Raw genomic sequence first — 13,305 nt, 5'->3', positions numbered from 1 at the left:
GTATGGTTATGGTATGATGTGCATAGAAGCAAGTATGCACTCCCTGACGGTGTATACTAGTTGGAGGGGATGCTGATGCGGATTCTTCTGGCTGAAGATGATGTTAGACTTGGCAGGCTGATTGCACATATGCTTGAAAAGGAAAATATGCAAGTGGATTGGGTTCAGCGGGGAGATGCTGCTATTGAATCTGCGATGGATTCACCTTATGATATAATCATCATGGATTGGATGATGCCGGGAGAATCCGGTATTAATGTTTGCGGTTATTTACGCCGACAGGAATATCAGGGGAAGATTATCATGTTAACAGCGCGGGATGCCCTGGAAGATCGTGTACTGGGGTTAGATACCGGAGCAGATGATTATATAGTTAAACCCTTTGAATTCGCTGAGCTTATGGCGCGCATTCGCGCCTTGTCCCGCCGGGGCGGACTGCAGATTAAAGAAGAAATGATTCAGGCCGGCAATCTCATTCTTGATCGCGCCACGCACACGGCCCGTCAGGGAGAACGGGAGATTCAATTAACATCCCGGGAATTTCAATTGCTGGAGCTTTTAGTCCAAAATATGGGCCGGGTACTGTCACGGGAGATATTGTTGGATCGGGTGTGGGGGTTAGAAACAGAAGTTACGCCGAATAATTTGGAAGCTTATATACGCTTACTCCGCAAAAAAATCGGCCTTCTCGGTAAGAATGTTCTCATCCACAATGTCAGGGGAATCGGCTATAAGCTGGAGGTTCTTCATGTTTAAAAAAATCCGCAACCGTCTGACATTGCTGTATACGATCATTATGTTTGTACTGATCGTAACCTTTGTAGCAGTTAGTTTTGCCGGATTAGTCTGGACAATCGCCTATGAGCTGAAACAGGAAATTCGGTTGGTATCACAGGAAGAATTGGACGAACGATTAGCGATTTATAAGCTTAAGGGTAGTTTGACTCTTGATGAACATGAGTCAATCCATAATAGTATTTTTTGTTATATTTTAGATAGCAATGGGGTTTTGGTAAATGAAGAAAAAGCAAGCGCCATACAAAGAGACTATGTTTTCGACGCAATCCAGCACTGGGATACTCCGGAAGGAAAAGTTAATATAAACTGGATTACTCTGCCGGGTGGGGAAACGACTGTTTTTATGATGATTCAGCGGCAAATTAGATTTGACTCGCAGTGGGTAGGAACGGCCTATCTGGGAAGAGATGTTACTGACTATTATCACGTTTTAAAAAATGTACTGCTTGCACTGATTATGGGAAGTTTATTGTGCTTACTTACCGCTTCCATGGCAGGCCATTTTATGGCAGGACGGGCCATGATTCCCATTAATCAGTCTTTTTTTCGGCAAAAAGAGTTTGTGGCAGATGCTTCGCACGAACTTCGGACGCCGTTGAGTGTGTTGCTTGCATCGGTAGATGCAGTACAAAGAGATGATGATAATAAAATTTCCGCCTTTTCACGCCAGGTTCTTCAGGATATGAAAGACGAAATTTGCAAAATGTCTAAAATTACAACGGATCTCTTGACCTTGGCTCGAGCCGATGCAGGGGTGCTTGAGCTATTAAAAGAGAATTTTGATATCAAATTAGTCGCAGAGCCGGTGATTCGTTCACTGCAGACATTGGCACAGGCGAAGAACATTCGAGTGGCATTGGCGGCGCCGGAGCAGCTGGAGGTTTATGCTGATCGCGCAAGAATTAGTCAATTATTGTTCATTCTTATCGACAATGCCATCAAATATACCCCTACGAACGGTGAAGTAAAAGTGAAACTGGAATCAGCAGCCGGCAAAAATCAAGAATGGAAAATTATTGTACAAGATACCGGCATTGGCATTGCCCCAGAATATCAGGCAGCAATTTTCAAACGTTTTTATCGTGTGGATAAAATTCGTTCGCGGACAGCCGGCGGTACGGGATTGGGTCTGGCAATAGCCCAATGGATTGTTGAGACACACGGCGGGGTCATACAGGTCCAAAGCGCAGTAGGAAAGGGAAGTATTTTTACAGTAATCTTACCTTCGCGTGAAAATTTAAAGAATGACTCGGATTGAGTGTACTAAAAAAAAGCCTCCGCAAAGGACAATGTCCTGCAGGAGGCTTTGCATCTTGGGATGCTCGTATTCCAATTTAATTTACATATTATTTAGTAAGCAATTGCTTTCCGGCAATGCCGGGCTTCGTCATCTCTTCCGGCGACAGGATAATATCCATCGCTTCTTTAGTCAGCAGTTTGTGGTTCAATATGATTTCCCGTACCGGCCGGCCGCTGTTATAAGCTTCTTTGGCCACCATGGATGATTTTTCATAGCCAATGTGGGGCAGCAGAGCCGTGACAATGCCTACGCTTCCTTCCAGCCAGCTGTCGCATTGTTCTTTTTTTGCCTGCACTTTCTGCACGCAGAGCTGATTGAAGGTGTTCACGGCATTGGTCAAATAAGTAAGCGAATTAAACAGATTAAATGCGATTACCGGTTCCATGACATTTAATTCCAACTGCCCGTTTTCAACTCCCAGCGTAACGGCCAAATCATTGCCGATTACCTGATAGCAGGTCTGATCGAGTACTTCAGGAATAACCGGATTTACTTTTCCCGGCATAATTGAAGATCCCGGCTGACGGGGCGGCAGAGCCAATTCATTCAGGCCGCAGCGCGGACCTGACGCCATCAGGCGGAAATCATTGGCCATCTTAATCAATGCCAGGGCGGTCACCTTCAACGCCGCCGATACCTCGGCAAACAGATCGGTATTGTTCGTTGCATCCACCAAATTATCGGCGGTCGCAAACGGTTCCTGCGTAATTTCCGACAATTGTCTGGCAACTTCACGGATATACTCCGGTTCCGCATTCAAACCGGTGCCCACGGCAGTCGCTCCCATGTTGATGGTGTGTAAATGCTCCAGAACATCCTCAATACGCTGGGCGCCCCGCCGAACCGCTGAAGCATAAGCGGCAAACTCTTGTCCCATGGTAATAGGCACGGCGTCCTGCAGATGGGTGCGGCCCATTTTGAGGACTTTTTTGAACTCTACGCCTTTTTCATCCAAAGCCTGCGCCAAATTGCGTAATGCCTGAATCAGAATCCGGCCTTTGCGAAGGGCGCAAACCCGGATGCCGGTTGGAAAAGAATCATTGGTTGACTGAGCCATATTGGCGTGATTATTAGGTGAAACATGGGTATAATTGCCTTTTTTATCCCCCAGCAGTTCCAAAGCACGATTGGACAGCACTTCATTCATGTTCATGTTGACTGAGGTACCCGCGCCTCCCTGAATGGGGTCGACAAGAAATTGGTCTTGCAGCTTGCCGCCGATTACTTCTTCCGCCGCAGCAACCAGAGCCTTTCCAATGGTTTGATCCATCCGTCCGGTACTCATATTGGCCTTGGCGGCCGCCTTTTTTACCATAGCAATGGAAATGATGAACTCTGGGTCCAGCTTTTGGCGTGTGATCTTGAAATTTTCTATGGCACGCAGTGTCTGCACCCCGTAATACGCATCATCAGGAACTTCCATTTCTCCTAAAAAATCATGTTCTAACCGCATAATATCTCGTCTCCCTTTTTTAAATATATCAAATTAACTTCTCGCTCTGTTATTTGTTCTGTTCTACGTTGCCGGGCGATAAAAGCTCGGCCGCTGCAGTACTTAAAAAGCGGATCGCCTTGCTTAACGCCTGTTCGTCGAAATCGAACAAGGAATCATGATGACCTGCTGCCAAGTCCGCACCGACTAGTATATAAGCGGCTTGTCCGCCATGCTCCTGGACTCTTTCCATGAAATAAGAGCAGTCTTCGCTGGCGCCAAAATGACATTCTGGTACGATTTCATCGAAGATAGTTGCCTCTTTCGCTAGTTTAACCAGTTTTTCAGCCAAGGCTGACGAACTGTTGCAGCCGGCGGCTCCGCCCACTTCTTTGGTCGCAACATCCACCCCGTACATGGCAGCAGCGCTGTGAATAATTCGTGAGGCTTCGTCGGCCATAAACTGGTTGATCCTGCTCGTTGCGCCCCGTGTTTCCAGTTTAATCACCGCATTGGGGGCAATGACATTGCGTCCGGTACCGGCTTGCATGATTCCTACATTAATGCGGGAAATTCCCTCGCTGTGCCTCGGTATGGCATGCAGATTGAGAGCCGCTGCCGCCGCTGCCAGCAACGCATTGCGTCCCGCTTCCGGCGCTGCGCCGGCATGGGCCGGAAGTCCCGTAAACATGGCGTCATATTTGCTTGTAGCCAGAAACCCGGTTACGTTGCAGGCCGCTTGTCCCGTTTTACGCAGCTGAAGACCGAAATGCATGCCCAATAAATAATCGACATCATCCACGATGCCTTTTGCCACCATGGCCTTAGCGCCGCGTACTCCTTCCTCGGCCGGCTGAAAGATCAGCTTTATTCTGCCGCTTAGATTCTCTTTCAATTGCGACAGGATGCAGGCCACTGCCAGCCCAACGGCCATATGTCCGTCATGACCGCAGGCATGCATCGCGCCGTTGTTGACAGAGGCAAACTGTGCCTGATTCGGCCGGTGCTCCTTGGCTGTTGACTCTGAGACGTCATTTGCATCCAAATCAAACCGCAGAGCTACCGTGGGACCTGGGTTGGCAAATTGCAAAATGCCAACGATTCCTGTTTTGCCGCCTTCCATTTTGGCAATCCAGGCCGCTTTTCCTCCCTGTTCCAGGGCACGCTTTTTATGTAATTCCAAATCAGCGGCACTTGGTACACCCATCATTTGAGCGCCATCAATTACTTCATCACCACTTGCAACCTGATAGCCAAGCCGGTTTAATTCATCAGCTACAAGCGAGGCTGTCCGAAATTCTGTCCAGCCTGTTTCGGCGTAACGGTGAAAATCGCGACGCCTAGCGATGGCTGTTTGTTCTAAATTTTTTGTCAATTCTTTAATTTTTGCAACTAAATCCATTTTTTCCTCCCTTACAGGGTATTTTGTATTCTGTATTCATATTCTGAATCTATTATACACTTATTTTTTAATATTGTAAATTTTTCTGGCAAATACTGTCTGAGCATGCAAAAAAAAAGCAGCGTAGCAAATTTACTACACTGCTTTTACATATCAATCAAGGCTGGTTTTTACTTCGCTGCTGCCAATGTCGATGTCAATAGCATCGCCACTACTTACCAGCGAAGTGAACTCGGCAGGGCGGCCATTGAGACGAATTTCAACCCGGCCGCCGGCCGGCAGGCTGCCGGGGTTGAATTCGGCAGCCAGCAGCACATCGCTGATCATGGGATGGGGCTGTTCCAGGCAGGTGTACTGAATGGCGCTGCTGTCTGGAACTTTATCGGTAAGCTGGGCTGGTTGTCCGTTAACGGCAAATTGATAGCGCCGAAGAGGAATGCCGCAGACGGTACCGTTAAAAGTAACTTGAATGGTATCGTCAGCCGGGTCGGAAAGCCCCAATATTTCCTGCAAGGTGGGAAGGGGAGCCGGGACGCTTTGAATGGCGCTGTTTGCCGGTATAGAGGTAGTAGCGGTGGCCGGAGCGTCATCCACAATATATTTTGGCCATACGCTGTAGGTCCGTTCGATTCCGTTTACTTTGTAGGTATAGTGCAGGGGTGTGCTGGGGGTTTTGGTCAGTGTCAGTATTTCAGCTAGAGTTTTTGGCAGACGGCAGGTTACTTTGTCCCGGTCGGCCAGAGGGGTAGCGGCTTCTGCCGGGGCATCATTCAGTGTCAGCAGGGGCGGCAGCTGGTACTTTGTGCCGTTGACTGACACCGACAGCGGCTGAGGAAGTGTAACGACTTCACCCAGGGTGACAACCGGGGCGGTACCGTCCGTCCCCTTGGTAACGGTGATGACATCATTTTCATTAAGACGATCGGTATAGACGGCGGGTTTGTCATTGAGCAGGATGCTGCCCGGCTTACCGCGGCTGCCGCGGATAAACTGAGTTTGTCCGTTGACGCTGATGGTTGCGCCCAGGCCGGGTTTGCTTTGTAGGCTTCGGATATGAATGCCGGCTGATAGCAAGGCATCGGCAACGGTAAGCTGACCAAGGTTGAATAAATGTAAAGCCTGGCCATTCAAGGTGACATTTACAAAGTTCAAAGTACGGCTGCCGGATAGTTTTAAAATTCCCAGGGGAGTTACCGCATCCGGCATACAGAGGTCTTCAGGGATATCGACAATATCTTCTATGGAATCCGGACGGCGGATTGCCACGCGGGAAGCCGGAATATCCAGGGCTTGGGCCAAAGCTTCCGGCAGCATGGGTGTCAGAGAGCCGCCGCCGACCAGCAATACCGCCTGAGGCGCGGTTTTGTTCAGAGTCAGAATTTGGCCGGCAATGGCCTGAGCCAATTCTGCCACATGGGGCGACAGGCCGGCGATAATGTCGCTAACAGGCGCTTTTTGTACTGCGCCTAATATATCGGTGAAGGTGACCTTTTTATGCTTGCCGTTTAATTGCCGTTTGACTTTTTCGGCTACGTTAAAATCGAGGAGATACTGCTGAGAAATGGCTTCGGTAATTTCATCGCCGGCGCAGGGTACCATGCCGTAGCCGACTACGGAACCTTCCCGGGTAATGGCCACATCGGAGGTGCCGGCGCCTACATCCACCAGGGCCAGATTGAGATGACGCATAGTCGGCGGGATCAGGATGCTAATGGCGGCGATGGGCTCTAGTGTCAGGGTATCCATTTCCAGTCCAACGCTAAGCAGTGCGGACTGCAGGGAATCAATAACCTGACGTGGCAGAAAGGTGACAATGAGTTCTACTCCGGCGGATTTACCCCGTTGTCCGACTAATGTTTTTAGGATCGTTCCGTCCAGAGTAAAGTGAACAACGCTATAGCCGACACAATAATAGCCGGTGGGGTCGCTGACAGTGCCGGAAGTAGCCAATTGATGCTGGGCGGCCTGAATGGCAGACAGTTCTAAGGTTTGTTCGTCATCGGCCGTTAGCAGCCCCTTGCCCTGGACTTCGCTTTCCGCACTGCAGGTGATGGTGCACAGTGCCCGGCCGGCGGCCGCTACCGCGACTTTTTTTAGCGGACCGCAATCATCTTCCAGACGGGATTTCACAATTGCCAGGGCGCTGGCGACTTCCGGTACGTCGTGAATCTGGCCGTCCAGCATGGCTCTGGTATGATGCTCGTGGCGTTCGGTCGCCAATAGTCGTATGGAGGTTTCGGTTTGTTCGCCGACTAGGCCGACTACGCTGCGAGTGCCGATATCTAAAGCAAACAGCAGTTTCTTTTCCATAAATACTCCTTATAGTTTTTGCGAGAAAGCGAACCTTCTGCAAAATATCCATTTTTAAATTTAATTTCGCGATTTTTTTCCATTTTCCTGTTGAGTGTTCTGATTTAAGTAAGCAAGGAGGTACGAAAAAATGTCGAATTTGTAAAAATTATAGTATAATTAATTAGAATAATTTGGTAGAATATAACGTAGGGATAATTGTAATCAATATTGAGTGAGCAAATCGTAATCATATTGCTAGATTATGGGGAGAGGTATTATGCTGCATCAATTGTCAATTCATGAGTTTAGTGAAAAGCTGGCGGCAGCTACGCCACCGCCTGGCGGCGGCAGTGTGGCCGCTTTATCCGGGCTGACTGGGGCCGGGCTGCTGGAAATGGTGCTTCAGGTTTCCGGCAACTGTCCGGAGTTTGCGGGAGAGTCTGTGCTTTTTACGGAAAAAAAGAATTGCTTGGCCAAATTGCATCAACAACTGGAGCAGCTGATTGATCGGGACGCGGCTGTCCTGCGTCAATTGCTGGAGGTTTACCGCGCAAGGGAAAAAGACAGTACCATTGCTCGGACTGCTTTTCAGAATGCTCTGCGGGAGGCGGCGGAAGTTCCTCTGGTAACGGCTCGCGCCTGTTTAGAGGTGCTGGAAATCAGCCGGTCCCTGCTGGGCAGGATTCATCCCCTCACTGCCGGCGACTTGGCAGTGGGAGCGCTCACCAGCTATGCCGGTCTTAGAGGGGCACTGCTGAATACGGCTATGAACGTAAAACAATTGGAGGATGACACTCTGGTAAGCGCTCTTCACGGTCAGGTGGTGCTGCTCAGTGCATCAGCCGAGACTCTGATCGCCGATATACGGGACAACTTTCGTAAAAATGAAGACTATGTAATCCTGCGGGATATTTAAACATGGCAAAGCATTTGAGGATTGACTTTTGCCAAGGAGTAATATACAATGCAAATGTAACATCTTGAGGGAGTAGTTAGGGAGGACAATGTCAACAACCGCGACGCCTGGGCGTCTGGCATTGTCATTGACGACAGTCAATTAACGAGACTTTTGATGACTTCTACAGTCATAAAAAGAGTCTCGTTTTTATTTGGGGAAATGGACAGAGTTTAGCCGAATGGGGGGGAGAGAAAATTGATCAGTGAATTTTTACAGGCAATGCTTAATAACTTCGCCGGATTTTTTTCTTTTGCCGAATTCTGGAGTGAATTAGCCGATCCAATGAGCTGGGGACTTATTGGCACCCTGGTTATGCTGGAGGGATTGTTGTCAACCGATAACGCTCTGGTACTGGCGGTGATGGTCAATCATCTGCCGCCGGAAAAGCAGCGCAAAGCGTTATTTTACGGCATTTTAGGTGCTTATTTATTTCGCTTTCTCGCCATAGGCATTGGCCTTTTTCTGATTCATATCTGGTGGATCAAGCTGATTGGCGCTCTGTATCTGTTGTGGCTTCCCCTTCAGCATTTTCGGGAACGCAATCAGAAAAAGCGCCGGGTTACGGTTAAACGGCTGGGATTTTGGCGTACGGTGCTGACGGTGGAGATCATGGATATTGCTTTTAGCATCGACAGCATCCTGGCAGCCTTTGGCGTCAGTGAGAAGGTTTGGGTTCTTTATTTAGGCGGAATTTTGGGAGTGGCGATGATGCGGGGAGTGGCTCAGGTTTTTTTAACCTTGCTGAAGCGGTTCCCCGGACTGGAGACAGCAGCCTATGTGCTGATTGCCGTTATCGGGTTAAAAATGTTTGGTGCCGCTTTTGATTATCATGTAAATGACGCCCTTTTTTTTACCACGATGCTGGCTTTGTTTTTCGGCACTGTTGTGTTGCAGGATCTGGGCAGAGGCCGCCGCTGAAAGTATAATGCAAAGGGGGTGACGACAAGATACGGACGATGGGATATAATAAAGCCAATGGTAGCGGAACCGATAAATGATGAATGAAAGTGAGGAGAATACTTATGTCCGAACGAATCACGCTGCAGGAAGTACTGAAGAACTACGGCGTACCGCTGGTGGAATTGGAGGTAAAGGCAGCGGAGGAACAATGCATCCGCTTACGGGATCACCTGAAGGGACTTACTAACGACAAGGAACAGGGCTATTTGCAGGTGGATTGCTCTTTCTTTATTGATATTCATGATATCGACCGGTATTTGCGGGGAGAACTGCCGAATCTGGCTGCCATCTACGCTTTTCCGGAAGATGTGAAAGTTCACAAGGAGGAATAACATAGCATGAAAAAGATCATTGCGTTAACCGCCGTGCTGCTATTGGCATTCAACTCTTTTTGTTTTGCCGCCGTCAGCAGTTCCGGCTCGCGTTCATCGACGCCCCGGTCATCCACATCAACAACGTCTCCTGCTGTCAGGCAGACATCACCGGCGACGCCTAATTCCCAATATAAGCCGTCGGCACCAGCCGGTAGCTATAGCGATAAGGCTCCGGCCGCCGCGCAGAACAAACCGGGAACAACGCCGGCCAACAATCCGTCGAGCAGCGGCGGCTTCTGGCGCAGTGCCGGCATGTTTGGCGGAGGTATGCTTATGGGCGGTCTGTTGAGCCACATGCTGGGGTTTGGCCAGATGGGGGCGATGTCTTCCATTTTCGGTCTGTTGTTTAATATTTTGATTCTGGCCGCTGTGATTATGGGGATTCGCTATTTATGGATCCGTTTTCGCAATCGGGACAAAAGGAGTATGTAGCAAAAAGCCGGACGCGCTGCGTCCGGTTTTTTGCTGTTTAGTTAGCCGATTTCAGTGCTGGGGAACTGCGGGCGACAGTGAACGTACAGGTGGGAAATCAGGTTGGAAGATGAATCAATTTTTACATAAAATTTACATTGGCTTAACTTTTGCATCAGCCTATGCCGCTATACTAAAGATAAGATTAAAAGGAGAGGAAGTACAGAATGAGAAAAAATATCGTAAAAGCAGCAGCTATTGGATTGCTCAGTACAATGCTGCTGGCAGGCTGTGGCGCTTCAAACTCCAATAATACGGCGGGCGATAACAAAAAAATCAAGATTGAATATTGGCACGTGAATGCGGAAACCCAGGGAGGCAAAACGGTAGAACAACTGGTTCAGGATTTTAATGCACAGAGTAAGGACGTGGAGGTCGTGGCCCGCTACAATCCAGATATGTATAAAGGGCTGATGCAGAATCTGCAGGCCGAGGTAGCTGCCGGAAAATCGCCGGCGGTCGTCCAGATCGGCTGGGCATTTTTAGACTATTTCTCCAATAACTTCAATTATGTTGATCCGCAAAAAATTATTGATGCTCATTTTCCGCAGGACAAAACGTATTTACAGGACAATTTCCTGCCCAATATTTTAGGTCTTGCGAAAAACAGCAAAGGCTCTCAGGTGGGGATTCCCTATTCCCTGAGTAATCCGGTGCTGTATATCAACAAAGATCTTTTGCGTCAAGCCGGTTTGGATGAAAACGGACCAAAAACCTGGGAAGAATTGATCCAATTCTCGAATACCATTAGGGAGAAAACCGGTAAATACGGCTTTTATATGCAGGAACCTGCCGACAACTGGGCGCAGCAGGCTCTTTTGGAAAGCAACGGTGCCAGAATGATGACAAACGGCAAAGCCAGTTTTGCGTCGGAAGAAGGGATTCAGGCTTACGAAGCCTATGCCGATATGGTTACGAAAACAAAATCTGCCTTGCATATTTCCTGGGGTGAGGGCGTACAGTCCTTTATTGACGGAAATGTAGGCATGTTATACACAACTATCGCTCAAAGAGCGAATGTCCAAAAGGGCGCGGCCTTTGATGTTGCGGCAATCAATTCGCCCTCCTGGCAGGGCAAAACGAAGCGGCTGCCGGCAGGCGGATGTTTTCTGGCTATTACGGCACAGTCGGAAGCGGAACAGAAAGCGGCATGGGAGTTTGAAAAATATCTTTATAGTGTTGAATCCATGGCGGCGTGGACGAAAGGCACCGGCTATGTGCCGCCGCGCAAAGGTGTAGCGGAAGCTGACAATGGTCTGAAAAGCTTTTTGGCAGAAAATAAGATGATGGCAGCCGCTACGACACAAATGGACGGCGTGGTGCCGTGGACTTCTTTCCCGGGAGATGCGGGACTTCAGGCCGAGCAGCTGCTGCTTGATGTCAGGGACCGGATTTTAAGCGGCAGCATTTCGGCCAGAGAGGGTTTGACGACAACCCAGACAAAAATCAATGAACTGCTGAATTAGAAAGTTCGTTTACAGGAGCTCCCCGGAGCGAAGACGGAATAACGAGAAATGTTGAAAACGGTGGATGCAGAAGAATATCTGGACCGCCGTTTTTTGACACGCTGGCATGATACAAAGAGGGGTGAAAAAGCAGAATGGGAAAAAAAGGCCGGTATCAGCTGATTACCCGGGACACGTTAATGGCCTACGGCTTTATTTTGCCGGCGGTACTTGTCTTTGCGGTTTTTATGTTTTATCCGCTTTTCTATACGGTTTATTTAAGTTTGTTTGATTGGAATATGATTAAGCCGATCAAAGCCTTTGTCGGCTGGAAAAACTATATTGCCATGTTCCAAGACCCGCTGACCTATTTGGTATTAAAAAATACTTTGGCCTACATTATAATTTTGCTGGTGCTTAATTGCGCGGCACCTTACGCATTAGCGTTTATTTTGTCTTTTGTAATCAAGCGGGGGCGGGAATTTTATAAAAGTGCGTTTTTCCTGCCCAGTGTGATTTCCCTTGTCGTCGGCTCTATCTTATATTTGTGGATTCTGAATCCCGTTTCCGGCCCGGTGGCTATTATTGCCAAGTTCTTTGGCATCGCCATGCCCGTCTGGAGCAAGACTCAGGGGCTGGTTATCGTTGTGCTGAGCATGATTACCACCTGGAAAGTGTTTGGCTATAATTTCATTGTCATCTTCGGCGGAGTGAGCGGGGTACCCAGAGAAGTCATTGAAGCGGCCCGGATTGATAATGTGCCGCCGCACCGGATTTTTTTTGATATCGTTCTGCCGATGAGCAGCGCTACCGGCATCTATATTTTTATTATGACCGTTGTCCAGGGACTGCAGTATGTTTTTACTCCGATCAAGGTGGTTACCCAGGGCGGTCCGGATAATGCCAGTTCCAACGCGATTTATCAGGTCTATCAGGAGGGCTTTACTCTCTACCACGCCGGGTATGCGTCTGCTTTTGCCATTGTCACAATGGCACTGTTCGTGGCAATGCTGATTCTTGAATTCAAGTATGTGGAGAAGGGTATTTATTATGAGAAATAACCATGACACCCTATGGCATATCCTCCTGTGCACAGCTTTATTCCTTTCGCTGCTGCCGATTGTTTTTGCCATTTCCAGCTCTTTCAAGGAATTAAGCGAGGCGTATAATAACGTATTCGGCCTGATCCCCCATCATCCCACAATTGGCAACTACCTGCAGGTGTTTTCCCAGCTGCCTCTGGTGCAGATTACGACGAATACCTTTCTGATTGCCGTGGCGGTAACGACTTTTAAGATCATTACCGGGATTATGGCGGCCTATGCTTTTGTTTATCTTGACTTCAAGGGGAAAAATGTTTTGTATTTTATTCTGATCAGCACGATTTTTATTCCCTTTACGGTTACGATGATCCCTAATTATCTGACCGTATCCCAGCTGGGATTCAGAAATAATATTATTGGGGTCATTTTGCCGCAGCTCAGTGACGCCACCGGTATTTTTCTGATCCGGCAGGCGATGCGGACGATTCCTTATTCACTGATCGAGGCGGCCCACCTTGAACAGGCAGGGCACCTGAGAATTCTGCGGGGAATTGTGCTGCCGCTTGTAAAACCAGCCATCGTTTCTACGGGTATTATGTTTTTTATCAATTCCTGGAATGAATATGTCTGGCCGGTATTAATTCTTAAGGATAAAGCCAATTATACGCTGCCGCTTGCCCTGCAGCTTTTTATCAGCTCCGAAGGCGGCACGGATTTTACAATTGCCATGGCGGTGTCGGTAATCACGATGCTTATCCCGCTGGCGCTTTATCTTGTTTTTCAACGCTACATCATTAGCACGTTTACTTCCTCCGGAATTAAGGGGTAGG

The 13,305-nt window shown here is 48.5% G+C and carries 12 protein-coding genes; 9 read left to right on the top strand and 3 right to left on the bottom strand.

The genetic code is table 11. The features are described 5' to 3' along the window. Positions 1 to 75: 75 nt before the first annotated feature. A complete protein-coding gene (locus tag ABFC84_15485) occupies positions 76 to 756 on the top strand; it encodes a response regulator transcription factor (protein MEN6414141.1) in 681 nt (226 codons plus the stop codon). Then, positions 749 to 2,056, top strand: a complete 1,308-nt coding sequence (locus ABFC84_15480) for an ATP-binding protein (protein ID MEN6414140.1) — start codon at positions 749 to 751, stop codon at positions 2,054 to 2,056. Before ABFC84_15485 ends, ABFC84_15480 begins: the two co-directional genes overlap by 8 nt. Positions 2,057 to 2,144: 88 nt before the next feature. On the opposite strand, the gene ABFC84_15475 is transcribed toward ABFC84_15480, so the two are convergent. From ABFC84_15475 to ABFC84_15465, 3 genes are all read right to left on the bottom strand, one after another. Further along, positions 2,145 to 3,551: an aspartate ammonia-lyase gene (locus ABFC84_15475; protein ID MEN6414139.1), complete on the bottom strand. Its 1,407-nt coding sequence runs from the start codon at positions 3,549 to 3,551 to the stop codon at positions 2,145 to 2,147. A 49-nt stretch (positions 3,552 to 3,600) separates the two neighbouring features. Further along, a complete protein-coding gene (locus tag ABFC84_15470) occupies positions 3,601 to 4,932 on the bottom strand; it encodes an amidohydrolase (GenBank protein MEN6414138.1) in 1,332 nt (443 codons plus the stop codon). Between the two features lie 153 nt (positions 4,933 to 5,085). Continuing rightward, positions 5,086 to 7,242, bottom strand: a complete 2,157-nt coding sequence (locus tag ABFC84_15465) for a cell division FtsA domain-containing protein (protein ID MEN6414137.1) — start codon at positions 7,240 to 7,242, stop codon at positions 5,086 to 5,088. 259 nt (positions 7,243 to 7,501) lie between these two features. Here ABFC84_15465 and ABFC84_15460 point away from each other — a divergent pair, with 259 nt between their 5' ends. The 7 genes from ABFC84_15460 (at position 7,502) to ABFC84_15430 (ending at position 13,304) form a co-directional block, all read left to right on the top strand. Next, positions 7,502 to 8,140 (top strand): cyclodeaminase/cyclohydrolase family protein, encoded by a 639-nt coding sequence (locus tag ABFC84_15460; GenBank protein MEN6414136.1) that lies wholly within the window; start codon positions 7,502 to 7,504, stop codon positions 8,138 to 8,140. 237 nt (positions 8,141 to 8,377) lie between these two features. After that, complete coding sequence (locus ABFC84_15455; GenBank protein ID MEN6414135.1) at positions 8,378 to 9,100, top strand: TerC family protein; 723 nt, start codon at positions 8,378 to 8,380, stop codon at positions 9,098 to 9,100. 104 nt (positions 9,101 to 9,204) lie between these two features. Beyond that, positions 9,205 to 9,474: a hypothetical protein gene (locus tag ABFC84_15450; GenBank protein MEN6414134.1), complete on the top strand. Its 270-nt coding sequence runs from the start codon at positions 9,205 to 9,207 to the stop codon at positions 9,472 to 9,474. Positions 9,475 to 9,480: 6 nt separating this feature from the next. After that, complete coding sequence (locus tag ABFC84_15445; GenBank protein ID MEN6414133.1) at positions 9,481 to 9,948, top strand: hypothetical protein; 468 nt, start codon at positions 9,481 to 9,483, stop codon at positions 9,946 to 9,948. 206 nt (positions 9,949 to 10,154) lie between these two features. Further along, entirely contained in the window at positions 10,155 to 11,453 is a 1,299-nt protein-coding gene (locus tag ABFC84_15440; GenBank protein MEN6414132.1) for an ABC transporter substrate-binding protein, read from the top strand. A gap of 134 nt (positions 11,454 to 11,587) precedes the next feature. Then, a complete protein-coding gene (locus tag ABFC84_15435) occupies positions 11,588 to 12,493 on the top strand; it encodes a sugar ABC transporter permease (protein ID MEN6414131.1) in 906 nt (301 codons plus the stop codon). Next, positions 12,483 to 13,304 carry a carbohydrate ABC transporter permease gene (locus ABFC84_15430; protein ID MEN6414130.1) on the top strand — a complete coding sequence of 274 codons (822 nt, stop codon included), beginning with the start codon at positions 12,483 to 12,485 and terminating at the stop codon, positions 13,302 to 13,304. The genes ABFC84_15435 and ABFC84_15430 overlap by 11 nt, the downstream gene beginning before the upstream one ends. Position 13,305: the final 1 nt, after the last annotated feature.

Source organism: Veillonellales bacterium, from assembly GCA_039680175.1.
Classification (GTDB): Bacteria; Bacillota; Negativicutes; order JAAYSF01; family JAAYSF01; genus JBDKTO01.
The sequence above is the reverse complement of the archived record's forward strand: the minus strand, read 5'-3'. Positions and strand labels throughout refer to the sequence as shown.

Bases quoted from the DNA above. Each gene is read 5' to 3' on its own strand.
- ABFC84_15485 (MEN6414141.1), top strand. From the start codon at position 76: ATGCGGATTCTTCTGGCTGAAGATGATGTTAGACTTGGCAGGCTGATT.
- ABFC84_15480 (MEN6414140.1), top strand. From the start codon at position 749: ATGTTTAAAAAAATCCGCAACCGTCTGACATTGCTGTATACGATCATT.
- ABFC84_15475 (MEN6414139.1), bottom strand. From the start codon at position 3,551: ATGCGGTTAGAACATGATTTTTTAGGAGAAATGGAAGTTCCTGATGAT.
- ABFC84_15470 (MEN6414138.1), bottom strand. From the start codon at position 4,932: ATGGATTTAGTTGCAAAAATTAAAGAATTGACAAAAAATTTAGAACAA.
- ABFC84_15465 (MEN6414137.1), bottom strand. From the start codon at position 7,242: ATGGAAAAGAAACTGCTGTTTGCTTTAGATATCGGCACTCGCAGCGTA.
- ABFC84_15460 (MEN6414136.1), top strand. From the start codon at position 7,502: ATGCTGCATCAATTGTCAATTCATGAGTTTAGTGAAAAGCTGGCGGCA.
- ABFC84_15450 (MEN6414134.1), top strand. From the start codon at position 9,205: ATGTCCGAACGAATCACGCTGCAGGAAGTACTGAAGAACTACGGCGTA.
- ABFC84_15445 (MEN6414133.1), top strand. From the start codon at position 9,481: ATGAAAAAGATCATTGCGTTAACCGCCGTGCTGCTATTGGCATTCAAC.
- ABFC84_15440 (MEN6414132.1), top strand. From the start codon at position 10,155: ATGAGAAAAAATATCGTAAAAGCAGCAGCTATTGGATTGCTCAGTACA.
- ABFC84_15435 (MEN6414131.1), top strand. From the start codon at position 11,588: ATGGGAAAAAAAGGCCGGTATCAGCTGATTACCCGGGACACGTTAATG.
- ABFC84_15430 (MEN6414130.1), top strand. From the start codon at position 12,483: ATGAGAAATAACCATGACACCCTATGGCATATCCTCCTGTGCACAGCT.